17 protein-coding genes and 3 tRNA genes are annotated in these 25,844 nt (G+C 73.8%); 6 read left to right on the top strand and 14 right to left on the bottom strand.

The window, feature by feature from the left end; translation table 11 throughout:
- Window positions 1-136: 136 nt before the first annotated feature.
- The 3 genes from putP to ACFCZN_RS18145 all read right to left on the bottom strand — a co-directional run bounded on the left by putP (window position 137) and on the right by ACFCZN_RS18145 (window position 2,159).
- Complete coding sequence (gene putP, locus ACFCZN_RS18135; protein WP_430557666.1) at window positions 137-1,648, bottom strand: sodium/proline symporter PutP; 1,512 nt, start codon at window positions 1,646-1,648, stop codon at window positions 137-139.
- A 191-nt stretch (window positions 1,649-1,839) separates the two neighbouring features.
- A tRNA-Arg gene (locus ACFCZN_RS18140) sits at window positions 1,840-1,912 on the bottom strand.
- Between the two features lie 155 nt (window positions 1,913-2,067).
- Window positions 2,068-2,159 (bottom strand) — tRNA-Ser (locus ACFCZN_RS18145).
- A gap of 112 nt (window positions 2,160-2,271) precedes the next feature.
- Here ACFCZN_RS18145 and ACFCZN_RS18150 point away from each other — a divergent pair.
- Complete coding sequence (locus ACFCZN_RS18150) at window positions 2,272-4,134, top strand: GMC oxidoreductase (protein WP_430557667.1); 1,863 nt, start codon at window positions 2,272-2,274, stop codon at window positions 4,132-4,134.
- Between the two features lie 55 nt (window positions 4,135-4,189).
- On the opposite strand, the gene ACFCZN_RS18155 is transcribed toward ACFCZN_RS18150, so the two are convergent.
- The 5 genes from ACFCZN_RS18155 to ACFCZN_RS18175 all read right to left on the bottom strand — a co-directional run bounded on the left by ACFCZN_RS18155 (window position 4,190) and on the right by ACFCZN_RS18175 (window position 9,983).
- Window positions 4,190-4,274: transfer RNA gene (locus ACFCZN_RS18155), tRNA-Ser, on the bottom strand.
- 112 nt (window positions 4,275-4,386) lie between these two features.
- Window positions 4,387-4,941, bottom strand: coding sequence for a GTP-binding protein (locus ACFCZN_RS18160; RefSeq protein WP_429731380.1), 555 nt, complete (start codon window positions 4,939-4,941; stop codon window positions 4,387-4,389).
- A gap of 406 nt (window positions 4,942-5,347) precedes the next feature.
- A complete protein-coding gene (locus tag ACFCZN_RS18165; protein WP_429730019.1) occupies window positions 5,348-5,764 on the bottom strand; it encodes a DUF742 domain-containing protein in 417 nt (138 codons plus the stop codon).
- 10 nt (window positions 5,765-5,774) lie between these two features.
- Window positions 5,775-6,224, bottom strand: a complete 450-nt coding sequence (locus ACFCZN_RS18170; protein WP_079573344.1) for a roadblock/LC7 domain-containing protein — start codon at window positions 6,222-6,224, stop codon at window positions 5,775-5,777.
- A 33-nt stretch (window positions 6,225-6,257) separates the two neighbouring features.
- The gene (locus ACFCZN_RS18175; RefSeq protein WP_430557668.1) at window positions 6,258-9,983 is read right to left on the bottom strand and encodes an ATP-binding protein; all 3,726 of its coding nucleotides are present in this window, start codon (window positions 9,981-9,983) and stop codon (window positions 6,258-6,260) included.
- A 182-nt stretch (window positions 9,984-10,165) separates the two neighbouring features.
- Between ACFCZN_RS18175 and ACFCZN_RS18180 the strand changes: the two genes are divergently transcribed.
- Both ACFCZN_RS18180 and ACFCZN_RS18185 read left to right on the top strand, forming a co-directional pair.
- A complete protein-coding gene (locus tag ACFCZN_RS18180) occupies window positions 10,166-11,143 on the top strand; it encodes an NAD(P)H-quinone oxidoreductase (RefSeq protein ID WP_430557669.1) in 978 nt (325 codons plus the stop codon).
- Window positions 11,144-11,239: 96 nt separating this feature from the next.
- Complete coding sequence (locus ACFCZN_RS18185; protein ID WP_430557670.1) at window positions 11,240-11,833, top strand: bacterial proteasome activator family protein; 594 nt, start codon at window positions 11,240-11,242, stop codon at window positions 11,831-11,833.
- A 38-nt stretch (window positions 11,834-11,871) separates the two neighbouring features.
- Here ACFCZN_RS18185 and ACFCZN_RS18190 read toward each other — a convergent pair whose 3' ends face one another.
- Window positions 11,872-12,702 carry a DMT family transporter gene (locus tag ACFCZN_RS18190; protein ID WP_430557694.1) on the bottom strand — a complete coding sequence of 277 codons (831 nt, stop codon included), beginning with the start codon at window positions 12,700-12,702 and terminating at the stop codon, window positions 11,872-11,874.
- Between the two features lie 254 nt (window positions 12,703-12,956).
- Here ACFCZN_RS18190 and ACFCZN_RS18195 point away from each other — a divergent pair, with 254 nt between their 5' ends.
- The gene (locus tag ACFCZN_RS18195; RefSeq protein ID WP_430557671.1) at window positions 12,957-13,400 is read left to right on the top strand and encodes a DUF805 domain-containing protein; all 444 of its coding nucleotides are present in this window, start codon (window positions 12,957-12,959) and stop codon (window positions 13,398-13,400) included.
- Between the two features lie 94 nt (window positions 13,401-13,494).
- Here ACFCZN_RS18195 and ACFCZN_RS18200 read toward each other — a convergent pair whose 3' ends face one another.
- The 3 genes from ACFCZN_RS18200 to ACFCZN_RS18210 all read right to left on the bottom strand — a co-directional run bounded on the left by ACFCZN_RS18200 (window position 13,495) and on the right by ACFCZN_RS18210 (window position 16,945).
- Window positions 13,495-14,457, bottom strand: coding sequence for a carbohydrate ABC transporter permease (locus ACFCZN_RS18200; RefSeq protein WP_429763200.1), 963 nt, complete (start codon window positions 14,455-14,457; stop codon window positions 13,495-13,497).
- Entirely contained in the window at window positions 14,454-15,443 is a 990-nt protein-coding gene (locus tag ACFCZN_RS18205) for a carbohydrate ABC transporter permease (protein WP_429763199.1), read from the bottom strand. Before ACFCZN_RS18205 ends, ACFCZN_RS18200 begins: the two co-directional genes overlap by 4 nt.
- A 110-nt stretch (window positions 15,444-15,553) precedes the next feature.
- The gene (locus ACFCZN_RS18210) at window positions 15,554-16,945 is read right to left on the bottom strand and encodes an ABC transporter substrate-binding protein (RefSeq protein WP_430557672.1); all 1,392 of its coding nucleotides are present in this window, start codon (window positions 16,943-16,945) and stop codon (window positions 15,554-15,556) included.
- 223 nt (window positions 16,946-17,168) lie between these two features.
- On the opposite strand from ACFCZN_RS18210, the gene map reads away from it, so the two are divergent.
- A complete protein-coding gene (map, locus tag ACFCZN_RS18215) occupies window positions 17,169-17,951 on the top strand; it encodes a type I methionyl aminopeptidase (RefSeq protein WP_430557673.1) in 783 nt (260 codons plus the stop codon).
- Between the two features lie 72 nt (window positions 17,952-18,023).
- On the opposite strand, the gene ACFCZN_RS18220 is transcribed toward map, so the two are convergent.
- Both ACFCZN_RS18220 and serS read right to left on the bottom strand, forming a co-directional pair.
- Window positions 18,024-18,830, bottom strand: a complete 807-nt coding sequence (locus ACFCZN_RS18220) for an HAD family hydrolase (RefSeq protein WP_430557674.1) — start codon at window positions 18,828-18,830, stop codon at window positions 18,024-18,026.
- On the bottom strand, window positions 18,827-20,098 hold the full coding sequence (serS, locus tag ACFCZN_RS18225) for a serine--tRNA ligase (protein WP_429763194.1): 1,272 nt from the start codon (window positions 20,096-20,098) through the stop codon (window positions 18,827-18,829). The genes ACFCZN_RS18220 and serS overlap by 4 nt, the downstream gene beginning before the upstream one ends.
- 208 nt (window positions 20,099-20,306) lie before the next feature.
- Between serS and ACFCZN_RS18230 the strand changes: the two genes are divergently transcribed.
- The gene (locus ACFCZN_RS18230) at window positions 20,307-21,422 is read left to right on the top strand and encodes a diacylglycerol/lipid kinase family protein (RefSeq protein WP_429763193.1); all 1,116 of its coding nucleotides are present in this window, start codon (window positions 20,307-20,309) and stop codon (window positions 21,420-21,422) included.
- Window positions 21,423-25,844 lie beyond the last annotated feature (4,422 nt).

Consider the following 25,844-nt stretch of genomic DNA (forward strand, 5'->3'; position numbering starts at 1 on the left):
TTTTCGCTCTACGGTCCGTGGTCTGGTCGGGGGGAGGTAGGAGAAAGTAACCTGGGAGAGGCTCTCGGGGAAAGGGGCCAGGAAGGGCCCTACACCACGTCCGGCCACGGGCTGCGACGAGAGCCCCGACGCCTGCTCAGACCGTCACGGACTCCGGCTCCGGCCGGTCCCCGCGCGCCAGCCGGCGCGCGGCGTCGAACTCCTCGACCACCGCGCCGTCGGGCCGCGGCGTCAGGAGGCTGACCACCACGGCGGCGAGCAGGCCGACCGCGAAGCCCGGGATGATCTCGTAGAGCGAGTCCGCGAGGGACGACCGTCCCCAGACGAACGCGACCACCGCACCCGCGACCATCCCGGACAGCGCACCCCAGCGCGTGAGGCGGCGCCAGTACAGGCTGAGGATGACGACGGGACCGAAGGCGCCGCCGAAGCCAGCCCAGGCGAAACCGACCAGGTCGAGGATCGACGACGTGCGGTCCAGCGCGATCACCCCGGCGACGACGGCCACCACGAGCACGCCCGCCCGGCCCAGCATCACCTCGGCACGGTTGCTCAGGCGCAGGCCCGCCATCTTCACCAGGTCCTCGACCAGCGCGGACGACGAGACGATGAGCTGCGACGAGATCGTCGACATGATCGCCGCGAGGACCGCTGCCAGGACCAGCCCCGCGACGAGCGGGTGGAAGAGCAGCTGGGCGAGCACGAGGAAGACCGTCTCCGGGTTGTCGATCTGGAGGCCTTCGAGGTTGGCGTAGGCCAGGCCGACGAGGCCGGTGGTGACGGCCCCGACCGCCGTCACGACCATCCAGCTGATGCCGATCCGGCGGCCGGCGGGCGCGTCCTGGGGGCTGCGCATCGCCATGAAGCGGACGATGATGTGCGGCTGCCCGAAGTACCCCAGGCCCCAGGCGAGCGCGGAGATCACCCCGGTGACCGACGCCCCCACGAGGAACGACAGGTGGTCGGTCCCGCTCGCGGCGTCGACCGCACGGATCCCCTCGAGGACCTCGCCCCAGCCGCCCAGCTCGACGATCGCGATCACGGGCACCGCGACGAGCGCGGCGAGCATGAGGCAGCCCTGCGCGACGTCCGTCCACGTGGCCCCGAGGAAGCCGCCGAACAGGGTGTAGGCGAGGGTCACGCCGCCCACGACGAGCAGCCCGGTGAGGTAGTCGAAGCCGAACGAGCTCTCGAAGAACGTCCCGCCGGCCACCATGCCGGACGACACGTAGAACGTGAAGAACACGAGCACGATCACGCCGGCCGCGATGCGCAGCAGGTGCGCCGGGTCGCGCAGGCGGTTGTCGAAGAAGCTGGGGACGGTGATCGAGTTGTTCGCGACCTCGGTGTAGGCACGGAGCCTCGGCGCCACGAACTTCCAGTTGAGCCACGCCCCGATCGTGAGACCGACGGCGATCCAGGCCTCGACGAGGCCGGTGGCGTAGATGGCGCCGGGGAGGCCCATGAGCAGCCAGCCCGACATGTCGGAGGCTCCGGCGCTCAGCGCGGCCACGCCCGGGCGGAGCTTGCGCCCGCCGAGCATGTAGTCGTCCAGGTCGTCCGTGCGGCGGTACGCGGCGTAGCCGATGCACAGCATCGCCACCAGGTACGCGACGATCGCGATCGTCTGCCAGGTCTGATCGCTCATGCGATCGATCACCCTCTCGGTCGTGTCGTGCAGCGTCTGGCGCTCGACGCGCCGACCGCCGCGTGGTGCGCGACGGGCCGGGGCCAGGTCGGGACGCGGTCGGCGCTGACCTCGCTGCTGTGCCACCCCGTAGGTGCCGAAACGACCAACGGCCCGATCCCGGGTGAGGATCGAGCCGTTGTGCCTTTCGGTGCGCCCGGAGGGATTCGAACCCCCAACCTTCTGATCCGTAGTCAGATGCTCTATCCGTTGAGCTACGGGCGCAGTCCTTGCCGGCGCTCTCGCACCGACCGACGAGAACATTACAGCCCTCGAGCCGGTTCCCCAAACCGGGAAGCCGCATCGTGATGCACGCCACCGGCCGCGCCCCTTCCGGGGCAACAGAAAAGGCCCCGGGCGTTCAGCAGCCGGAGCCTTCCTGGCGGAGACGGCGGGATTTGAACCCGCGAACGGGTTGCCCCGTTACCACCTTAGCAGGGTGGCGCACTAGACCAGACTATGCGACGTCTCCTCGCGGCAACACAGCAACACCGCGGCGCCCAGACTAACCGCCGACGCTGCCCGGGGGCAAAGCCGCGCGGCGTCGTCCCCGCCACACGCCGTACCGCGCTACGGTCTGCCGCATGCTGGACGACGACGACCAGGACCGCACGCAGCGCGCCGACCAGGGCAAGGACGACCGCACTCACCCCGGCACGACCCCCGGCACGAGCGCCGGCACACCCCCTTCCACACCACCCGACGACGCACCGGACGACTACGACGTCCTGGTGATCGGGTCCGGGTTCGGGGGCAGCGTCGCCGCCCTCCGGCTGACGGAGAAGGGGTACCGGGTGGGCGTCCTCGAGGCCGGGCGCCGGTTCGCCGACGACGAGCTGCCGCGCACCTCGTGGGACCTCCGCCGCTTCCTGTGGGCGCCCGCGCTCGGGTGCTTCGGCATCCAGCGGATCCATCGGCTGCGGGACGTGCTGGTCCTCGCCGGCGCCGGCGTCGGCGGGGGCTCGCTCGTCTACGCCAACACGCTGTACCGGCCGCTGGACGCCTTCTGGACCGACCCCGCCTGGTCCCACGTGACCGACTGGAAGGCCGAGCTCGAGCCGTACTACGACCAGGCGGAGCGGATGCTCGGCGTCGTCGACTACCGCCGCACGACGCCCGCCGACGAGCTGATGCGCGACGTCGCCGACGACCTCGGCGAGGGGCACACCTTCCGCAAGGTACGAGTGGGCGTGTACCTCGGCCAGGACGGCGACGAGCGCCCGCGCGGCGCCGGCGGCCCCGCCGTCCCCGACCCCTTCTTCGGCGGCGCCGGGCCCGACCGCAACCCGTGCCTGCACTGCGGCGAGTGCATGACCGGCTGCCGGCACAACGCGAAGAACACGCTCGTGAAGAACTACCTGCACCTCGCCGAGGGTGCGGGCGCCCGGGTGCACCCGCTGACCACGGCCACCGCCGTCGTGCCGCGGTCGGGTGGCGGGTACGAGGTGCGCACCCACCGGACGGGGCGTCGCTGGGCCGGCCGCCGCACCTACCGGGCCCGGCAGGTCGTGCTCGCGGCCGGCACGCTCGGCACGCAGCGCCTCCTGCACGCGATGCGGGACAGCGGCGACCTGCCGCGCCTGTCCGACCGGCTCGGGCACCTCACACGCACGAACTCCGAGGCGCTGCTCGGCGCCATGCGTCCCGTCCGCCGCGGGCGGGACGGCGGGCCCGACTACTCCGAGGGCGTCGCCATCACGTCGTCGTTCTACCCGGACCCGCAGACGCACGTCGAACCCGTCCGGTACGGGCGCGGCTCCAACGCGATGGGCCTGCTGCAGACGGTGCTCGTCGACGGCGTCGGACCCGGGGAGGGTCCGCGCTGGCGGCGCTGGCTCGGCGAGCTGTGGCGGCAGCGCCGGCACCTGCCCAGCCTGTACGACCTGCGCGGCTGGTCGCAGCGCACCGTCATCGCGCTGGTCATGCAGAGCCGCGACAACTCGCTCACCACCTTCACGCGGCCCGGCCCGCTCGGCAGGCGCCTCACCTCCCGGCAGGGCACCGGCGAGCCCAACCCCGCGTGGATCCCCGTGGCGCACGACGCCGTGCGCGCGATGGCGGACCGCATGGGCGGGCTCGCGGGCGGCAGCGCGGGCGACCCCTTCGACGTGCCGATGACCGCGCACATCCTCGGTGGGTGCACCATCGGCGAGACCCCGGAGACGGGCGTCGTCGACCCGTACCACCGCGTGCACGGCCACCCGGGCCTGCACGTGCTCGACGGGTCCGCCGTCACCGCGAACCTGGGCGTCAACCCGTCGCTGACCATCACCGCACAGGCGGAGCGGGCGTGCGCGCTGTGGCCCAACCACGGGCAGGACGACGCCCGGCCCGCGCCCGGCGCCGGCTACGTCGTCGTGCCGCCGACGGCGCCCCTGCGACCCGTCGTCATCGGTGCCGCGCCCGGGGCGCTGCGCCTGCCGCTCGTCGAGATCCGGCACCGCTGAGCCGGTCCGGGAAGGCACGACGCCCCGACGGCGTGGCCGTCGGGGCGTCGTCGGGCGGAGGGCGAGGGATTCGAACCCCCGGTGCATTGCTGCACAACGGTTTTCAAGACCGTCACATTAGGCCGCTCTGTCAGCCCTCCCGGGACGGCCGCCCGAGCGCCCGTCCGGCACAGGAGTGTACCGGCCGGCGTACGCCCGCGGCCCCGGACGCCGAGGCGTTCCGGGGCCGCGAGAGCGACGTGCGACCTGCGCTCAGGCCGCGCCACCGCCCGAGCGCAGCTGGCGCATCGCGAGCTGCACGAGGGCGATGAGCGTCTGCTTGGTCGCCGCGCGCGAGCGCGCGTCCGTGTAGAGCATCGGCACGTGCGCCGGGATCTGCAGCGCCTCGCGGACGTCCTCGAGGCGGTGCTTCGCCACGCCGTCGAAGCAGTTGACGCCCACGACGAAGGGCACGCCCCGCGACTCGAAGTAGTCGATCGCCGGGAAGCACTGCTCCAGGCGGTCCGTGTCGACCAGCACGACGGCGCCGATGGCGCCGCGGATGAGGTCGTCCCACATGAACAGGAAGCGGTCCTGCCCCGGGGTGCCGAACAGGTACAACCACAGGTTGCCCGGGAGGTTCACCCGGCCGAAGTCCATGGCCACGGTGGTGCTCGTCTTGCGGTCGGAGACCCCGCCCGCGTCGTCGACGCCCACCGAGTGCTCGGTCATCGCGGCCTCGGTGTTGAGCGGCTCGACGTCCGAGATCGAACCGATGAACGTCGTCTTGCCGACGGCGAAGCCACCGGCGACCACGATCTTCGTCACCGTCGGGGCACCGGCGGGCGGCGCGGGCGCGGCGGCCGACTGCGTGGCGGCGGCGTCGGCGGGGCGCGAGGCGGCGGGCTGCGGCGCCGTGGCCGACGGGGCGGCCGGCGCCTGGGGCGCCGCCTGCTGCGGCGGGGAGGCCGGCACCTGCTGCGCCACGGGCCGCGCCGCCGCCCCCGACGGCGCCGCCGAGGCGGACGGCACGGACGTGATCGGGCCCTGGGGCGCCGCCGCGGGACGCGGGTCCTGGGCGGCGGACGGGGCGCCGCCGAGCACGCTCTGTCGCTGCGGGGCGCCGACCGCCGCCGGCGCGCCGCCGGCCACCGGCGCGCTCACGGCGCCGAAGGCCGGGGACACCGGAGCCCACGCCGGGGACATGCCTCCGGAGGCTCCGGGCGCCGGGCTGTCAGAGGGCGGAAATGCCATTGAGAACACTCTCCAAGACGCTCAGAGACAGGCCCGAGTGGGAACTGCCGTGACCCGTGTGGACGTTCACCGGGGTCGAGGTGTGCACGGTGATGTGCCCCTCCTCCTGCATGTCCGCAACCAGGATGCGGACGACGCCGAGGGGCAGTCGCAGCAGCGCGGAGAGCTCCGCGATCGAGACGTAGGTGTGCGCGGCGTGCTGCAGGATCGCCCGCTTCTCCGGGGTGAGTCCGACGCTCGTGACGGCGCCGGGCATCACCTCGACCAGCGCCTCGAGCGGCAGGTCGGACAGGGCGGATCGGACGCGGCCACCGGTCACCGCATAGGGACGCACCGTCGAGGCCTCGTAGCCGTCTGCCGAGTGCGCACCCAGAGAACCGAACGATGCGTGCGTCATGATCGCGACCTCATCCCACCCGCGCGGAGCGCGTCGAGCCGTCCACCGGAAGGTTCCCGCGCATCTCCGAGATCAGCTGCGGGGTGAGCGTCGCCTCGGTGCGGGAGACGAGCAGGGCCATCTCGTAGCCGATGAGCCCGATGTCGCACGAGGACTCGGCCACCACCGCGAGGACCGACCCGTTCGAGACGTTCATCAGGAAGAGGAAGCCGTTGTCCATCTCGATGACGGCCTGCCGCACGTTGCCGCCGTCGAGCTGGCGCGCCGCCCCGCGCGTCAGGCTCGACATGCCGGAGACGATCGCCGCGAGCTGGTCACCGCTGGTGCGGTCGAGCTGGTCGGACATCGCCATGAGCAGACCGTCCGCCGAGACCACCAGCGTGTGGCGGCTGCCCGGGACGGTGCGCACGAAGTTGTCGAGAAGCCACCCGAAGTTGGTCGCTTCAGTACTGAGGGTCACGCTTCCTCCTCGTCGATACGCCGAAGGCGCAGGTCACCGCTGGTGCGGCGCGGATCCAGGGACATCATTCACGGTCGGGGCGGCCTGCGTCGAGGCCCGGACGGCCCCGGCGTCGTTCCGGCCGCGGCTCGTGGCGGACTGGAAGGCCGACAGTCGCGACCTCAGCTGCTCCGGGTCCCGCTCGATACGGGCCGTGAACCGCTCGGTCGACGCGGTCGACTCCCCCGCCCGCTGGCGCCGCGCGAGGCCGCCGGCCTCGCCCGCGACCGTCGTCGGGCGGTACGTCTGCTCGTTCGTCGAAGTCACGTTCCCTTCCTGGAAGACGCCGCGCTGCAGCATCGTGGACATCTCCTCGTAGAGGACGGCCGAGGCCATCCACTCCGACCGCGCCTCGACGGTGTCGGGCACGAAGTGCGGGTCCAGCGGGTCGTAGCCCGCCGGCTCCGTCGGGCGCAGCGGCAGCACCGATCCGCCGTACGACGTCGCGGCGGAGGCGGCCGGCTCGTCGGCCGGCGCCGGCGCCTCGTCCCGCGTCGTCCCGTACGCCGTCGCCCCGAAGGCCGGGGCCTCGGGCAGCGCCGGCTCCGGCGCGGCCTGGGAGGCGGCGGGGAAGGGCGACGCGGTCGGGACCGCCGGGGCCACGGGCTCGTCGGCCGAGGGCTTGCGCCCGAACAGGCCGCGCTTGCGACCGCCCTGCGCGGGCGCCTCGCGGCCGGCGCGACGCCCCGGGAGGTCGGCGATGAGGTCCTCGAAAGGCGGCAGCTCCTGGAACGCGTCCTTCCCCTGCGCCTCCGCCGGCGCGAGCGAGGTCGTCGGTGCGAACGGGCTCGCGGACGGAGGCGTCACGGGGTCGAACGACGCCCCGGGGACGGCAGCCGGGGCCGGCCCGGCGGCGGGCTCCGTGACCTCGCGGACGACCGGGTCGAACGACGACGTCACGGGCTCCGCGTAGGGCACGGGTGCCGGCTCGTGCCGCACCGGCTCCTCGACCGGAGGTGCGGGCTCGACCGGCGCGGCGGACGCGACGTCCCGCGTCGGCAGCGCCACGGCCGGCGCCGCCTCGGTGGCCGGCCTGTACGGCTCCGGCTGCACGGGCGCGAACGCCTCTGCCGCAGGCGTGTCGACGGGCGCCTCGTAGGGCGTCTCGACGGGCGCGGCCGCGTACGGGGCGTCCTGCGCGGACACCGGTGCGACAGGCTCGGGGAGGACCGGCGCCGCGGGCGCCGGGTCGGCCGGCGTCAGCGGGGCGAGCTCGTCCGGGAGTGCCGCCGGGTCCTCCGTCACCGCGTCGAGCTGGAGCGTGCTCTCGGTCTCGGAGGCGTCGAGCGACCCCATCGAGCGGAAGCTCGAGAACAGGCCCGCCCGCTGGTCGACGCCGAGGACCGGTGCGGACACGGGCTCCGGCTCGGCGACCGGCTCGGGCTGCGCCCGGTGCCGGCTCGGCAGCGAGCCCGCCGAGGCCTCGACCTCGGCCGGCGGCCGCCAGGAGTCGGTGGTCGCCTCGTCCAGGTCCGGCAGCTCGGGCGTCGCGAGCGGCGGCAGCACGATCGGGCCGGTGTCCGGTCGCGTCACGGCCTCGCCGGAGCCGACGCCGGAGCGCCGGCGGCGGGGCATGCCGATCGACGTCGTGCCGTCGGTCAACGCGTCCAGGTCGACCGGCACCGCGGCCGGCGGCTCGGGCTCGACCGGGAGGGCGGCCGACGCGACCGGGGCGACCGGGGCCACCGCCGGGGTCGGCATCGTGGGGGGCTCCGCCGCGTCCGGGACCCCGAACGACGGTGCGGGCTCCGGAGCCTCGAAGGGCACCCCGCCGATCGGCCCCGGGGCCTGCTCCTCGAACGCCTCCGCGATCTGGCCGCCGAGGTCGGCGGCGGCGTTCTGCGTGGCCGCCTCCAGCGGGTCGGTCGGCTGCGGCAGCGGCAGGGCGTCGTCGGGCAGGAACAGGTCGGCCGGGAAGACGACCGTGACCTCCGTGCCCGACCCCGACGCTCCGCCCTGGTAACGGACCTGCGCGTTGAGGCGGTCGGCCAGGCGGCCGACCACGTAGAGGCCGAGGCGCTGGGCGCCGACGGCGTCCGACGCGGAGCGGCTGGAGACCTTGGTGTTCGCGTCCGCGATCTCCTCGGGGCTCATGCCGAGCCCGTGGTCGCGCACGGTGACGACGACGCCGCGCTCGTCGCGCGACGTCGACACCTCGACCGGCGTGTGCGGCTCGGAGAACATCGTCGCGTTCTCCAGCAGCTCCGCCAGCAGGTGCGCGGAGCTCAGCGCGTTGTGGCCGAGCATGTGCGGGTCGACGCCCAGGTCGAGGCGGACGCGGTCGTAGAGCTCGATCTCGGACGACGCCGTGCGGACGACGTCGGAGATCGGCATCGGGTTGCGCACGCGCCGGCCCGAGTCGATGCCCGCGAGCACGAGGAGCGACTCGGCGTTGCGCCGCATCCGCGTGGCCAGGTGGTCCAGGCGGAAGAGGTTCGACAGCGTGCTCGGGTCCTCCTCGGACCGCTCCAGCTCGTCGAGGAACGACAGCTGGCGGTTGAGGAGCACCTGGTCGCGACGCGCCACGTTGACGAACATCTCCGCGATGGAGCCGCGGAGCGCGGCCTGCTCGCGCGCGACGACCATGGTCGTCTCGTTCACCTCGTTGAAGGCGGCCGCGAGGCGTCCGATCTCGTCGCTGGACTCGACGGGCACCTGCACGAGGTCGATCGACGGCGCCTGCCCGGGCACCGCCATCTGCTCCACCATGCGGGGCAGACGGTCGCGCACCTCCGCCGTCGCGGAGGTCAGGCGGGCCAGCGGCTGCACGATGCGGCGCGCGATGAGCAGCGCCAGCAGGAACGACACGAGCACGACGCCGAACGCCGCCGCACCGGTCAGCAGGGCGGCGGTCTGCGCGCTGCCCGCGAGGTCCTTCGAGTACTCGACCGCGGCGTCGCGGGAGTCGTCGCGCACCGGCTGCGTGGACTCGACCCAGCCCTGCGAGAGCGCGTTCCACTGGCTCGCGACCTCGGGGTCGATGCCGGAGAAGTTCAGGTAGCGCAGCTGGAGGCGGGCACGGTCGAGGTCCGCCTCGTAGCCGGGCACCTCGAGCTCGCCCGGGATCAGGTCGAGCTGCTCCTGCGCGGTCGCGATCAGGCCGTCGGTGGTCTGCAGCAGGTTCACCATGCGGCCGTTGAGGTCCGACGGCGGTGCCTCGCCCTGCGCGAGGAGGGCCAGCGCCGCCCCGGCGACCGGTCGCTCCATGGTGTTGGCGAGCATCGCCTCGTCGAGGGCGACGTAGGCGTTGATGTGGCGCGTGAGACCGGCGTCGTCGCTGCTCTGGGCGATGGCGCGCGGGACGTCCAGCGCGTTCTCGCTCAGCGCGGTGTACCGCTCGGTCGCGCGCGACTCGGAGAGCTGGCCGGAGATGACGTTGCGCTGCAGGTCGTCCAGGACCGTGCGGTCACGGAGCGTCCGGTTCACGGCGTCCTGCACGTTGGTGGGCAGGGCGGTGGTGTCGAGCACCTCGAGCGCCTCGTCGCGGGCGTCGAGAGCGCGGTCGGTGGTCTCCTGCGCCTTGACGAGAGCCTTCTTCGCGCCCGGGATCCCCATGTCGGCAGCGATGTTCGTGGCGCGCTCCGCGGCCACGGCGGAGCCTGCGTCGTCCTGCAGCTGCAGCGACTCCATCAGGGCCGCGGTCTGCTCTGCGCTGCGGTTCTCCTGCAGCGACTGCCAGGTGATCCAGCCCGCCGTCAACGCCAGGACGAAGATCGGCACGGCGAGTGTCGCAAGAATCTTCCCGCGAACGCCCAACCTGCGGAGCATCTGAACCTCTCTCCAACACTGTTCGTCGAGGCGTGGCGACCGTCGTCGTCCGATCCTCGGGTGGGTGCCATCACGTCCGGCACCACTCCCCGCGCCCGGCTGGGCTTCCAGGCACGCGAGTAGGCTCCATCGGTGTGCGAGCGGTCACGATATCGGCACCTGGCGGTCCAGGGAAACTCACCCTATCCCTCGTCAACCTGGGCAAACCGGGCCCCGGCGAGGTTCTGATCGACGTCGCCGCCGCGGGGGTCAACCGCGCTGACCTGCTGCAACGCGCCGGAAACTACCCTCCGCCGGCCGGCGCTCCCGAGTGGCCGGGTCTGGAGATCTCGGGTACGGTCCGCGCGCTCGGGCCGGGGGTGACCACCTGGGCGCCCGGCGACCGCGTCGTCGCGCTGCTCGAGGGCGGCGGGTACGCCGAGCAGGTCGTGGCGCGTGCCGCCCAGCTGCTGCCCCTGCCCGACGGCGTCGACCTCGTCGACGGCGCCGCGCTGCCGGAGGCCGTCTGCACCGCCTGGACCAACCTCGTCGACACCGGCCGGCTGCACGCGGGCGAGACGCTCCTCGTGCAGGGCGGCTCGGGCGGCGTCGGCAGCGTCGCGATCCAGCTCGCCGCGGCGCTCGGGGTGCGCGTCGTCGCCACCGCGGGCGGCCCGGAGCGCGTGGCGCGCTGCGTCGAGCTCGGCGCGGACGTCGCCGTCGACCACCGCACGCAGGACGTCGTGGCCGCGGTGCGCGACGCGACCGGCGGGCGCGGAGCCGACGTCGTGCTGGACGTGCTCGGCGGCGGCGGCCTCACCGACAACGTCCGCGCGCTCGCCCCGGGCGGCCGGCTCGTCGTCATCGGGCTGCAGCGGGGCCGCCGCGGGGAGCTCGACCTCGACGCCCTCATGGCCAAGCACGCCTGGGTCACCGGGACCCTGTTGCGTCCGCGCAGCGCCGCGGAGAAGGCGGCCCTGGTCGCGACCGTGTGCGAGCGGGTGTGGCCCCTGGTCGCCGACGGCCGGGTGCGGCCCGTGGTGCACGCCAGGGTGCCGTTCGCCGAGGCCCCTGCCGCGCACGAACTGCTCGAGTCCGGCGCGGTGTTCGGCAAGGTGCTCCTGGTGCCCTGACGCCAGTCGGACAACCCCGGGCGCCCACGGACGCCTTCGGACGCCCTCCCGAGCCCCGACCGGCTCCTGTCGGCCCCGTGGGCCACACTGGGACGCATGACCGAGAGCGACGACGGCACTCGCGACACCGACGGCACCGCCCCGCGGGTGGTCACCCCGGACGGGGAGACCACCGAGCCGGTGGGCGTCGCGGCCCCCGGCGAGGAAGGCGAGCCCGAGGAGGCGTCGCGGATCGAGGAGCCCGCCAAGGTGATGCGTATCGGCGGCATGATCAAGCGGCTGCTCGACGAGGTGCGCGACGCCCCGCTCGACGACGCCGCCCGCACCCGGCTGGCCGAGATCCACGAACGCTCCCTCGCGGAGCTGGAGGAGGGCCTCTCCCCCGACCTCGTCGAGGAGCTGCACCGCATCACGCTCCCGTTCTCGGACGAGGGAGTGCCGTCGGACGCCGAGCTGCGGGTGGCGCAGGCCCAGCTCGTCGGCTGGCTCGAGGGTCTGTTCCACGGCATCCAGACGGCGCTCGTCGCCCAGCAGATGGCGGCGCAGGCACAGCTCTCGCAGATGCGGCGCGCGCTACCGCCCGGTGCGCATCCCGCGCCCTTCGGCCCCAGCGGGCCGGCGGGCCCGGGCCAGCCGCCCGGTCCGCCCGGGCAGGACGACCGGCGCCCCTCCCCCGGTCAGTACCTGTAGCCCGTACGTGCAGCCCGACCGGGTCCCGCGGGGACCGGTCAGGTCCGCGCCGTCATGACGATGGCGCCGGAGACGAGCGCGAGGCCGGCCAGCTCCGGCCAGGTGGGGACCTGCTGGAGGACGACGGCGCCGACGAGGACGGCGGTCGCGGGCAGGAGCGCGAGCATGACGGAGAACCGGGCCATGCCGACCCGGCGCAGCACCACCTGGTCCAGCACGTACGGGACGACGGACGAGCAGACCGCCACGACCAGCAGGAACAGCAGGAGGGGCGGGTCGGTCACGACCTCCGGCGCCGACCACGCGAAGAACGGCGCGAAGGCGACGGCACCCGCCACCATGCCGACCGCGAGCCCGTCGACACCGGACCCGCCATGGGCGACCCGCTTGCCCAGCACGATGTAGCCGGCCCAGCACGCGGCCGCGGCGAGGACGGCGCTCAGCCCGATCACGGCGTCCTCGCGCGGGATCCCGGAGCCCAGGGTGACGCCCGCGAGCAGCACCACGCCGGCCGCCGCCACCACGATCGCCGCCCGCTCCTGCCAGCCACGGCCCGTGACGGCGGCGACGGCCACGGGGCCGAGGAACTCGATCGCGACGGCGACGCCGAGGGGCAGGTGGTCCACCGCCACGTAGAACACGACGTTCATCGCCGCGAGGACGACGCCGAACAGCGCGGCCGCGACGAGGTCGCGGCGGGTCCAGCGCCGTCGCCACGGGCGCCGCCACGCGAGGAGGACGACGGCGGCGAGCGCGATGCGCCACCAGCCGACCGCGGGCGCCCCCAGCCGGTCGAAGAGGCCGACCGCGACGGCCGCGCCCGCGTACAGGGTGATCCCGGAGACCAGGAACATGGCGGGGGCAGGCACGCGGTCCAGCACTCCGCGCGAGGAGGGGGCGGGGGTCGACACCCCCGGGAGCATACGGGCGCAGCACATCCGGCCCGCACCCGCGACGGGGAGCCCTCCCCACCCAGGATGTGGACGGGACGTGGACGAGCCCTGGACGTCGCGTGCGCACACGCCCTACGCTCGCGGGGCTGTCAGGGCCGGCGCGCGATCCCGCGCGCACCGCGGGGCGTCTTCGTCCCCGCCGCCCTCCCCCACGACCCAGTGAGGCCGTCATGTCCTTCCCGGACGCGATCAAGTCCGTCTTCTCGCAGTACGTCACCTTCACCGGCCGCGCGCGCCGGTCGGAGTTCTGGTTCTGGTACCTGTTCCTGGTGATCGTCGCCGCGGTGGCGGGCATCCTGCTCGGCATCGTCGGCGCGGCGTCGCTCGACACCACCACCGGGACGTTCGGCGCCGGGTACTTCGTCGTCACGGCGCTGGTCGGGCTGATCAGCCTCGCGCTCCTCGTGCCGACGATCGCCGTCATGGTGCGCCGCCTGCACGACCAGGACAAGTCGGGCTTCTACTGGTTCATGTCCTTCATCCCGCTGGCCGGGCCGATCATCATGCTCGTCTTCTACGCCACGGACGGCACCCACGGCCCGAACCGGTTCGGCCCGGACCCGAAGGGTCTGCCGGCCGGCCCGGCCGCGCCCTACGGCGCTCCGGCGGTCTGACCGCAGCACGAGACGCACGACGACGGCGGTCCGGGCGGATGCCCGGGCCGCCGTCGTCGTCCCCGTGTCCGCACCGCCCTGCGGCGGGTCGGACTCAGCCCTTGACCGCGCCCGCGAGCATGCCGCGGACGAAGAACCGCTGCAGCGCGATGAACACGATCAGCGGCACGACCATCGCGATGAACGCGCCGGCGGTGAGCAGGTACCAGTCCCCTCCTCGCGTGCCGGCCAGCTCGGCGATCTTCACCGTCAGCGGCTGGTACTCGGGGGCGGCGAACGTCAGGCCGACGAGCAGGTCGTTCCACACCCACAGGAACTGGAAGATCCCGAACGACGCGATCGCCGGGACCAGCAGCGGGAACAGGACGCGGAAGAAGATCTTCACGTGCCCGGCCCCGTCGACCCGGGCCGCCTCCACGAGGGAGGCCGGGATGTCCTTCATGAAGTTGTGCAGCAGGAAGATCGCCAGCGGCAGCGCGAAGATCGAGTGCGAGAGCCACACCGTCCAGAAGCTGCCGTTGACGTTCCAGTCGACGTAGTCCGACAGCAGCGGCACCAGCGCGATCTGCAGCGGGACCACCTGCAGCGAGAACACGGCCACGAACAGGAAGTTCCGGCCCGGGAACTTGATCCACGCGAACGCGTACGCCGCCAGCAGCGACAGCGTGATCGGGATGAGGACCGCGGGGATCGTGATGACGAACGAGTTCACGAAGAACGTGGACAGGTCGTTGCTGTTCCCGTACAGCGCCTCGTTGTAGTTGTCCATCGTGAACTGGGCGTCCCCGGTGAACAGGTCGCCGAACACGGTCCACCAGCCCGTGCGGCGGATGTCCTCCTGCGGGCGGAACGACGTGATGAGCAGGCCGAGCGACGGGATCGTCCACAGGATGGCGATGATGATCGCGATGCCCGAGGCCCACGGGGAGCTCAGCTTGCCCTTCGTGGCGATCGCCCGGCGCTCCAGGCGCGAGAGCTTGCGGACGCCCGCCTGAGGGACGTCGTCGTCGAGGGCGGAGCCGGCGACGGCCTGGCCGGGGGTGGGGGTCGAGGTCATCGGATCTCCTCCGACTTGCGCATCTGCCGCACGTTGTACGCGATGATCGGGATCACCAGGATGAACAGGACGACGGCGAGCGCCGCGGCGAGCCCCTGGTTCCCCTGCCGGAACGCCTGCGTGTAGAACTCGTTGGCCACCACCTGCGTGCCGAACTGGCCGCCCGTCATCGTGCGGACGATGTCGAAGGCCTTGAGCGTGCCCATCGCGATCGTGGTGAGGACGACGACCAGCGCCGGCCGGATGCTCGGCACCGTGATGTAGCGGAACATCCCCATGCCGTGCAGCCCGTCGAGGCGGGCGGCCTCGACGATGTCGTCCGGGATGGCCTTGATCGCCGCGGACAGCACCGTCATCGCGAACCCGGTCTGGATCCAGATCATCACCACGATGAGGAACCAGGTGTTCCACGGCTGCCCGATGAGGAACTGCTGCGGCGGCAGGCCGACCCACACCAGCACCTGGTTGAGCAGGCCGATCTGGTTGATGTTCGCCTGGTCGGGCCGGAACTCGTAGACGAACTTCCAGATGATCGAGGCGCCCACCATCGAGATCGCCATCGGCACGAACACGAGCGCCTTGGCGAGCTTCTCGAACCGGGTGCGGTCCACCAGGACTGCATACCCGAGTCCGATGACGGCGCTCAGCAGCGGCGCGAGGATCACCCAGGCCGCGGTGACCAGCAGCACCTGCTGGAACTGGCCCTCGGTGAACGCCCGCACGTAGTTGTCGAAGCCGATGAACTCGGTGCCGTTGCGGTTGAAGAACGACTGCCACAGCGTGATGAGGCCGGGACGCAGCAGGCCGTACGCGAGGAACAGGAGCGGCACGCCGACGAATCCGGCCGCCACCACCCACGACGGGATCCGCTTCGGCCGGTCCACCAGGAACAGGATGAGGCCCATCACCGCGGCGAAGAGCGCCACGGCCACCACCATGAGCAGGAACTTCTGCCCCGTGGTGTCAGGCTCGAGCAACCAGGTCATCGATGACCTCCTCGAGGAGTCGGGACGGAGTCGGGAGCGACGCGCGGTCCGGGAACGTCGTGCGACGTCCCCGGACCGCGCGGTCGAGCACAATCACGCGGCGGGCCGGCTCACTTCGGCCAGGACGCCTCGATCTTGTCGGTGACCTCCTGGGTGCTCGACCCGGTCAGCCAGTCCACGATGCCGTTCCAGAAGGTGCCGGCGCCGACCTCGCCCGGCATGAGGTCGGACGCGTCGAACGCGACGACCGTGTTCGGGTCGGCCAGCACCCCGGCGACGTACTGGTCGAACTCCGTCGACAGGTTGTTCGGGTCGAGCCCGTTGTTGGCGCTGACCCAGCCGCCGTCCGGCGTGGCCAGGGCCTTCTGGTTGGCCCAGTCCGCGCTCGAGAGGTAGGTCTGGAAGGCCTGCACCTCGGGCCGGTCGTTGAACGCCGCCACGAACTCGCCGCCGCCGAGCATCGGCTTGACGTCGGTCTGGTCCGTGGGCAGGTAGAAGGCGAACACGTCGCCGGTCTCGGAGACCTCGGTGCCCTCGGGCCACTGCGTCTGGTAGAAGTTCGCCGCGCGGTGCATCCAGCACTGCTGGTCGAGGATGCCGTTGCCCGCGTCGGTCCACGACTGCGTGGCGATCGAGTCGACGCCGCCCAGGCCGGCGTTGACGTAGTCCGGGTTCTTGAGGATCTCACCCGCCGTGTCCCACGCCTTGACCACCTTCGGGTCGTTGAAGGGGATCTCGTGGGTGTACCACTTCTCGTAGTCCTCGACGCCCGCGGTGCGGAGCATCATGTCCTCGATGAAGTCGGTGCCCGGCCACCCGGTCGCGTCGCCGGACTCGACCCCGGCGCACCAGACCTGGCCGCCGGTGTCGTCGTGGATCTTCTGGGTGAGGTCCATCAGCTCGGTCCACGTCTGCGGCACCTCGTAGCCGGCGTCGGAGAACATCGACGGCGAGTACCAGACGAACGACTTCGCGTTGGCGCCCAGCGGCGCGGAGTAGAAGGTGCCGTCGACCGTGCCGTAGCCCTTCCAGGTCTCGTTCCAGAACTCGTCCACGTTCTTGGCGGTGGCGTCGGGGGCCGGCTGGATGGCGTCCGGATAGTCCTTGACGATCGTGTTGAGCAGGCCCGGCTGCGGCAGGTAGGCGATGTCCGGGGCGTTGCCCGCCTTGATCCGGACGAGGAGCTGCGCCTCGAACTCGCGGGACGCCTCGTAGTCGATCTTGACGCCCGTGCAGTCCTCGAAAGCCTTGTACGAGTCCTGCTGGGTGGCCCCCTCCGGGTCCACGATCGACGTGTACACGCTCACGGTCTTGCCGTCGAGGTCGCCGAACTCGTCATAGGCGGAGCAGTCGATCTCCGCGCTGGAGGCGCTGGTCTCCTCCTCGCCGACACCGCCCTCGCCGTCGGGGTCGCTGCAGGCGGCCAGCACGAGCGCGAGGCCCGCGCCGGTTGCCGCCAGCGCCAGTGCGCGTCGCCGCGCCGTCGTCGTTCGTCTGGTCATTGCCGAGCTCCTCCACTGCGTCGTGGTCCACGGAGGTGTTCCCGCCGATCGGCGGCCCGTGATCCCTGGTCCCCCTGACCGGGATACTGCCTCCCTCCAGAGTTCACCGCACCCCCACCTGCAGGTGCAAGTTCCTGCAAGTCGTTTCACGGTCACGACTCGGTGACGATTCGTGACACCCTGGGACCCGGACCCCCGTCACGTACCTTCCGAGAGGACCGCCATGATCGAGCTGAGGAGCCCGCGAGAGATCGACCAGATGCGCCCCGCGGGGCGTTTCGTGGCCGAGGTGCTCACGGCCGTCCGCGACGCTGCCGCCGTCGGGGTGAACCTCCTCGAGCTCGACGCCGTCGCGCACCGGATGATCCGCGACCGCGGCGCCGAGTCCTGCTACATCGACTATCACCCGTCGTTCGGAGCCATGCCCTTCGGCAAGGTGATCTGCACGTCCGTGAACGACGCCGTCCTGCACGGGCTGCCCCACGACTACGCGCTGCGCGACGGCGACCTGCTGAGCATCGACTTCGCCGCGTCGGTGGACGGCTGGGTGTCCGACTCCGCCCTGTCGTTCGTCGTCGGGACCTCCGCGTCGCCGCAGCGCGCGGCCGCCGACGCGAAGCTCATCGAGACCACCGAGGTGGCGCTCGAGGCGGGCATCGCGGCCGCGGTCGCCGGCAACCGGATCGGCGACATCTCCGCCGCCATCGCCAAGGTGGCCCGCGGCGCCGGCTACGACATCAACACGGACTTCGGCGGCCACGGCGTCGGGCGCACCATGCACGGCGACCCGCACGTGCCGAACGACGGCCGCCCCGGCCGCGGGTTCCCGCTCAAGCCGGGCCTCGTCATCGCCATCGAGCCGTGGTTCCTCGAGACCACCGACGAGATCTTCACCGACCCCGACGGCTGGACCCTGCGGTCCGCCGACGGCAGCCGCGGCGCGCACAGCGAGCACACCATCGCCGTCACGGACGACGGCCCTGTCGTCCTCACCGCGCGCCACTGACGCGCCGAGATAGAGAACCCCGGACCGCGAGATAGAGAACCCCGAGCCTCTCTATCTCGCGTTCCGGGTTCTCTATCTCGGCAGGGAGAGCAGCACCGGCACCACGCCGTCCTCGTCGACGGGGCCGGTGACCTCGTCGGCGGCGGCGCGCACGACGTCGTCCGCGTGCCCCATGGCGACGCCGCGGCCGGCCCAGCGCAGCATGTCGACGTCGTTGCGTCCGTCGCCGACGGCCACGGTGTCCGCGGGGTCGACGCCCAGGCGCTCGCGCAGCCGCTCCAGCCCCGACGCCTTGGTGACGCCCTTCGGTGCCACGTCCATCCACGCCGTCCAGCCGACGGCGTAGGTGACGTCGCCCAGGCCGATGCGCGCCGCCATCGCACTGAACTCCTCCGGGGTGCGCTCGGGGCTGCGGATGACGACTCGCGTCACCTCGCGGGCCCACAGCTGCTCGAAGTCGACGACCTGGTGCACGCCGTCGAGCTCGCCCTCGGGGAACAGCGCGTTCATGCGGAAGCCGATGCCGATGTCCTCGACGGCGTAGCGCGCGTCGGGCAGCTCCTCGCGCAGCAGGCGCAGCGCAGGGCCCGGGTCGAACGTGCGCACCTCGTCGAGCTCCCAGCCGTGCGGGAGGGCGGCGTCCAGGCGCACGGTCACGGCGCCGTTGGAGCACACCATCCAGCCGGTCGTGATGCCGAGCAGCTGCGCCACCGGCGTCATCGCGATGAGCGACCGCCCCGACGACAGCACCACGTGGTGCCCCGCCGCCTGGACCGCCGCGACGGCGTCGCGCACCGCGGGCGACAGGCCGCCGTCGTACCCGAGCAGCGTGCCGTCGATGTCGAGGGCGACCAGGCGCGGGGCGGGCTGCCCGCTCACGCGACCGGCTCGAGCACCTCGAGGCCGCCCAGGTAGGGCCGCAGCCCCTCGGGCACGCGGACCGAGCCGTCGGCCTGCTGGTGGTTCTCGAGGATGGCGACGATCCAGCGGGTGGTGCCCAGCGTGCCGTTCAGCGTGGCGACCGGGCGCGTGGTGCCGTCCACGGTCCGCTCGCGCACGCCCAGGCGACGGGCCTGGAACGTGGTGCAGTTCGACGTCGAGGTGAGCTCGAGGAAGCGTTCCTGGGTGGGCAGCCACGCCTCGCAGTCGAACTTGCGCGCGGCGGACGTGCCGAGGTCGCCCGCGGCCGTGTCGATGACGCGGTAGGGCAGCTCGACCTTGGCCAGCATCGCCTCTTCCCAGGCCAGTAGGCGCTGGTGCTCGGCGGCCGCGTCCTCCGGGTCGCAGTAGCTGAACATCTCGACCTTGTGGAACTGGTGCACGCGGATGATGCCGCGGGTGTCGCGGCCCGCGGCGCCGGCCTCGCGACGGTAGCAGGCGCTCCAGCCGGCGTACCGCTTCGGGCCCGCCGACAGGTCGATGATCTCGTCCGCGTGGTAGCCCGCGAGCGCCACCTCGCTGGTGCCGACCAGGTACAGGTCGTCCTTCTCCAGGTGGTACACCTCGTCCGCGTGGCTGCCGAGGAAGCCGGTGCCGCGCATCGTGTCCGGCTTGACCAGCGTCGGCGTGATCATCGGCGTGAAGCCCGCGCTCACCGCCTGGTCCACCGCCGCGTTCAGCAGCGCCAGCTCGAGGCGCGCCCCGATGCCGGTGAGGAAGTAGAACCGCGAGCCCGACACCTTGGCGCCGCGCGCCGTGTCGATCGCGGCGAGACCCTCGCCGAGCTCCAGGTGGTCGCGGGGCGCGAAGCCCTCGGCCGCGAAGTCGCGCGGCGTGCCGACCTCCTTGACGACGACGTAGTCGTCCTCGCCCCCGGGAGGCGCGCCCTCGACGACGTTCGCGATGCCGTACAGGAGCTCGTCGAGCTGCTTCTCGGCGTCCGACGCCTCCGCCTGCCGCGCCTTCACCTGCTCCGCGAGGTGCTTGGTGCGGGTCAGCAGCTCGGCCTTCTCGTCGCCCTGCGCCTTGGCCACCTGCTTGCCGAGCGCCTTCTGCTCCGCCCGCAGCGACTCGAACTCCGTGAGGGAGGAGCGACGGCGCGCGTCGGCGTCGAGCGCCGCGTCCACGAGAGCGGGGTCGTCGCCGCGGGCCAGCTGGCTCGCACGGACGACGTCGGGGTTGTCGCGCAGCAGTCGGAGGTCGATCACGCCCGCAAGCCTAACGGCCGGGCCGCACGCGGCCCCACGGATATCCGCGGAGCTCGGTGCCGTACTACCTCGGCAGGTTCCGTACTACCTGGGCAGGTCCGGTACTACCTCGGCAGGTTCCGTACTACCTCGGCACGTGGGCACTCCTTCGGCGTGAGATGGACGACTTCGCCGGGTCCGGGCGGCTGATCCGTCGTAGGTTGCCGTCATGCCGGACGAGTACGCGGAGATTGTCGCGCTGGTCGTCGCGCTGGCCCTGGTGCTCAGCGCGCTCGCCGCGACGCTGGTGCTGTGGCGCCGCGCCCGGACCCGCGAGCACGTCCTCGCGGCACGGGACGCGCAGCGTGCGCAGGAGGGCGAGGCCCAGGGGATGCGGCTCGCCGTCGTCATCAACCCCTCCAAGGAGGGCGCGGCAGACGTGCGCGCCGTCGTGGAGCGGGTGTGCGCCGACGCCGCGCTGCCCCACCCCCTGTTCTACGAGACCACGGTGGACGACCCCGGCACCGGCCAGGCCCGGCGGGCACTGTCCGACGGCGCGGACGTCGTCGTCGCCGCGGGCGGGGACGGCACCGTGCGCGCCGTGGCGGAGGTCCTGGCCGGGACCGGACGCCCGATGGGCCTCATCCCGGTCGGCACCGGCAACCTCCTCGCCCGCAACCTCGACCTGCCGCTCACGTCGGTGACCGACGCCGTCGCCGTCGTCCTGGGCGGCACCGACCGCGCCATCGACGTCGGCCGCGCCCGGGTCAGCGAGTTCGCCCCCGGCGCCGAGCCCCTCGTCGACGGCGACCCCCACCAGGCGCACCTCTTCCTCGTCATCGCGGGGCTGGGCTTCGACGCCGCGATGGTGGCCGACGCGGACGACCAGCTCAAGGCCAAGGTCGGCTGGGTGGCCTACTTCGTCGCCGGGGCACGGCACCTGCACGGCCGGCGCATGCGCGCGACCATCCGCCTCGACGACGGCGAGCCGGTCGAGGCGCGGCTGCGCAGCATCATGGTCGGCAACTGCGGCCGGCTGCCCGGCGGCATCACGCTGCTGCCCGACGCCGTCATCGACGACGGCGAGCTCGACGTCGCGGCCATCGACACCCGCGGCGGCCTGGCCGGGTGGGCGCAGCTGTTCGGCGAGGTCGTGGCGCAGGGCCTCGGCGTGCGCAACGACCTGCCCGGCAAGATCGGCCGGATCGACCACACCCGCGCCCGCCGCGCGGTGATCCGGGTGGACGACGGCGAGCAGGCGCAGGTGGACGGCGACCCGCTGGGGAACGCGGTCGAGCTGGAGACCTGGGTGGAGCCCGGCGCGCTCGTGGTCCGGACGGGATGATCGCGTGAACGTCCGGCGTCCCGCGGCGGCCTCGCGGACCCCGCGACCGGGCGGTGCATAGGCTGGCCCGCGTGATCCGCCCCGCCCGCGCGCTCGTCGCGTCGACGTTCGCCCTGCTCGCCGCCCTCCTCCTCGGAGCGCCGGCGGCGTCCGCGGCCCCGGCGCCGGCGGACGCCGAGCCGCCCGAGACCCCGCTGGTGCTCGCGGGGGTGTCGGGCCTGCAGTGGTCCGACGTCGACGCGGTGCGCACCCCGCACCTCTGGCGGCTCATCGGGGGCGGGTCGGTCGCCTCGATCGCCGTGCGCACCCTCACCCCCACCTGCCCGGTCGAGGGGTGGCTCAGCCTGTCCGCGGGCAGCAGGGCCGTCGCGCAGCCCACCCTCCTCGAGGATGCGGACGAGGGCGACGAGGAGGAGGGGCCGGCCCCCGACGACGGCGCGCCCGCGCTCGGCTGCACCTCCGTGCCCGTGCCCCGCACGACGGCGGGCGGCACGGAGACAGGCGCGGAGGCCGGCACGGAGCGCACGCACGTGCCCGGGTGGACGGAGCTCGCCGCGAGCGACCCCCTGACGCCGAACGCCGCCGAGCCCGGCGCGCTGGGCGAGGTCGCCGACGTCGCGCGGGCCTGCACGACCGCCGTCGGGCCGGGCGCCGCCGTCGCGCTCGCCGACGCCGACGGCGACGTGGCGCGCTACCTCCCCGACGTGGGGCGTCTCACGGCCGCGCACGTGGCGGAGTGCCCGGCCACCGTCGTCGACCTGGGCGTGCTGCCCGACGCCGCGAGCGAGCGCACGGCCGCGGTCGAGGAGCTCGACGCGCAGGTCGGCCGCCTCGCCGACCTGCTCCCCGCCGGCGGGCGGCTCGTGGTGGCCGGGATCTCCGACACGCCGCTCGGCCCCGCGGACCTCCAGGTGGTCGTGGACTGGACGTCACCCGGCGGCAGCGCGACGTGGCTCACCTCGACGTCGTCCCGCTGGGCCGGCGTGGTGGTGCTGGCCGACCTGTCCGCGACCCTCGCCGACACCGTCACCGGAGGCGCCCTGTCCGGGACCTCGGCCGACGACGACGCGACGGACGACGACCCGGCGGCCGACGGGGCAGACGAGGCCGACGAGGCCGACGAGGCCGACGAGGCGCTCACCACCGCCCTCGCGCCGTTCAGCGGCTCCCCTCTGGAGCGGGGCGACGACCGCCGCATCTCCGTGTCCCGCACGGTGGAGAACCGGCAGTACCTCAGCGTGCTCACGGACACCGTGCCGCGCCTGTCCCCGCTGGTGCTCGGGCTCGTCGGCCTGGCCGACGTCGTCGTGGTGGGCGCCCTGCTGCTGGCCCGCCGCCGGGGCGCCCGCCTCGACGCTCCCGACGCGGGCCGCCCGGCCGGGCCGCGGTACGGCCGCCGCGTCGGGCTCGCCGTCCTCGTGGTCGCGTCGAGCCTGCCGGTCGCGGCGTCGCTGGCGACCCTGTCGCGCTGGTGGGCGGCGCCGTCCCCGGTGACGACGCTGGTCCTGGCGCTCACCGTCGCGGCCCTGGCCGCCGCGCTGGTCGCCTGGTTCGCGCGCCACCTGCTGCCGCGGTCGCCGTGGCGCCTGGCCACCAGCCTCGCGGGCGTGACGTGGCTGGTCGCCACGGTGGACGGGCTCACCGGCACGACGCTGCAGCAGGGCTCGCTGCTGGGCCCGGCGCCCTCCCTGGGCGCGCGGTTCTACGGCTTCTCCAACACCGTCTTCGCGGTCTACGCGGTGGTCGGCCTGGTCCTCGCCGCGGGGCTCGCGGCGGCCGTGCGCGCCCGGGGCGGCAGCCCGGCCCGGGCCGGGTGGACGGTGGCCGCGGTGGGCCTGGTGACCGTGCTGGTCGACGGCCTGCCGCCGTTCGGCGCGGACTTCGGCGGCATCCTGGCCCTCGTCCCGGGCTTCGCCGTGCTGGCGCTCGGCGTGGCGGGCGTGCGGATCACCTGGCGCCGCGTGCTGCTCGTGGCCGCCGGGACCGTGCTCCTGGTCGCGGTGGTGTCCGTCGTGGACTGGCTCCTGCCCGGCCCGGGCAGCCACCTCGGCGGCTTCGTCGAGTCGGTCGTCGAGGGCAAGGCCCTCGGCGTCGTGGCCGGGAAGGCCGCCGGCGCGTGGGCGACCGTCGCCAACCCCGCCGGCGCGGCCGCGCTCCTCGTGTGCGTCGCCGCCGCGTGGGCCGTGCTCTCCCCGGAGCGCGCGCGGCTCGACGACCTCGCCCGCGCCTACCGGCAGGACCCGGTGCTGTGGCGGCTCGTCGTCGCGCTGGTCGTGACGGCCGCCGTCGGCACCCTGCTCAACGACTCCGGCGTCGCGGTCGCCGCGATCGTGCTCGCCCTCGCGCTGCCCGTGCTGCTCGCGGGGCGGCTCGCCCACGCCGACGACGCGGGCGCGGCCGGCGCCGGACCCCGGGGCGACGCCGCGCGCGCCGCGGCGCCCGTGCTCTCCCGCGTGCCCGCCGTGCTCGTCGGGGCGTCGGCGGGGCTGCTCGTCGCGCTGCTCGTCGGCACCACGGCGCTGCCCGGCTCGGCGTCCGCGCGGGCCGGCGACGTCTCGACCTCGGGCACCCCCGTGGTCGACGACGCGCACCCCGTCGTCATCGTGGGGACCCAGGGGGTGCGCTGGGAGGACGTCAGCCCGTCCGCCACGCCGACGCTGTGGGACGTGCTGCGCGACGGCGCCAGCGGCGCGGGCGTGACGCCCGCCGTCGGCGGCGCCTCGGCGACGTGCCCGGCCGCCGGGTGGCTCGGCCTGTCGTCCGGGCGCAGCCCCGTGACCGGCGAGACCACCGACGGCGCGTGGTCGTGCGCCCCGTGGGAGGTCGCGCCCGGCGGCACGGGCGACGACGGCGCCGCGACCGTCGACGGGTGGGACGGGCTCGCCGCGCTGCAGTCGTCGTCCGAGTTCCGCCCGACGCTCGGCGTGCTCGGCGACGCCCTCGCCGACGGCGGCGTCTGCACCACCGCCGTCGCACCCGGTGCGGCGCTCGCCCTGGCCGGCCGCGACGGGACGGTGGCGCGCTACCGCGACCTGGACGCGGCGCTCGCCGACCCGGCCGACACCTTCTCGTGCCCCGTCACCCTGGTCGACGCCGGCAGCGCGCCGTACCACCCGGACCCCGAGACCTCCACGGGCCTCGTGCCGCTGACCGACGACGCGACGTCCGACGGCCCCGCCCGCGACGCCGCGCTGCGCGCCGTCGACGCGACCGTCGGCCGCGTGCTGGCGGCGGTGCCCACCGACGCGACCGTGCTGGTGATGAACGTCGGCAACCCGGCCCCCGGACGCCCGTCCCTCGGCGTCGGCGTGGCCGACGCGGACGCGGACGACGCGCCCGCCTACCTCACGTCCGGCGCCACGCACTGGCTCGGCGTCGTGCGGCTGCTCGACGTGCCGACCACCCTCGTCACGGCGTTCGGCCTGCCCGTGCCCGCCGACCTCAGCGGCTCGCCCCTCGAGCTCGCCGCCGAGCGCCCGGGCGGGACCGGGGCCACCGTGCGCGAGCTCGCCGGGCTCACCGAGCGCGACCACATGCTGCGGGTCACGACCGGCACGGTCACCACCGCCCCCGCGTACGTGGGGCTCGTGGCGTTCGCCCTGGTCGTCCTGCTGCTCCCGGCCCTGCGCCGCAGGTCGCCGCGGGCCGCGGGCCTGTGGGCCCGCGTGCTCGACGTCGTCCTGCTCGCGTGCGCCGCGGTGCCCGCCGCCGCGTTCCTCATGACCGCGTGGGGATGGTGGCGCCTCGCCGAGCCCGCGACGTCCCTGTGGGTGACGCTCGGCCTGAGCACCGTCGTCGTCGCGCTCGTCGGCGCCCTGGCCCCCCGCCGGCCCGCGTGGGCGGGCGCGACGGTGATCGCGACGCTCACCTTCCTCGTCCTCACGATCGACGCGATGCTCGGCACGCCCCTGCACCGCGGCAGCCCGCTGGGCTCCGCCCCGACCCTGGGCGGTCGCTACTACGGCTTCGGCAACCCCACGTACTCGGTCTACGCGACGGCCGCCGTGATCGCCGCCGCGGGGCTCGCCACGGCCGTGCGGCGGCGCTGGGGCCGGATCCCCGCCGGGGTGGTCGCCTCGGCGGTCGGCGCCGTGACCCTGGTCGTGAGCGTCTGGCCCACCCTCGGCGCCGACGTCGGCGGCGGGCTGGTGCTGGTGCCCGTCTTCGTCGTCCTCGTGCTCGGCGTCGTCGAGGCCCGCGTCACGTGGAAGCGGCTGATCCTCGCCGGGCTCGCGGGCGTGGCGCTCGTCGCCGCGATCGGCGTCGTCGACTGGCTGCGGCCCCCGGCCCAGCGCACCCACCTCGGGGCGTTCGTGCAGTCCGTGGTCGACGGCACCGCCCTCGAGACCATCGCCCGCAAGGCCGGCTACGCCCTGCGCTCCCTGAGCGGCGGCGTGCCCGCGTGGCTCGCGCTCGCCGTCC

It is taken from the genome of Isoptericola sp. NPDC056134 (assembly GCF_042264825.1).
Lineage (GTDB): Bacteria > Actinomycetota > Actinomycetes > Actinomycetales > Cellulomonadaceae > Isoptericola > Isoptericola nanjingensis.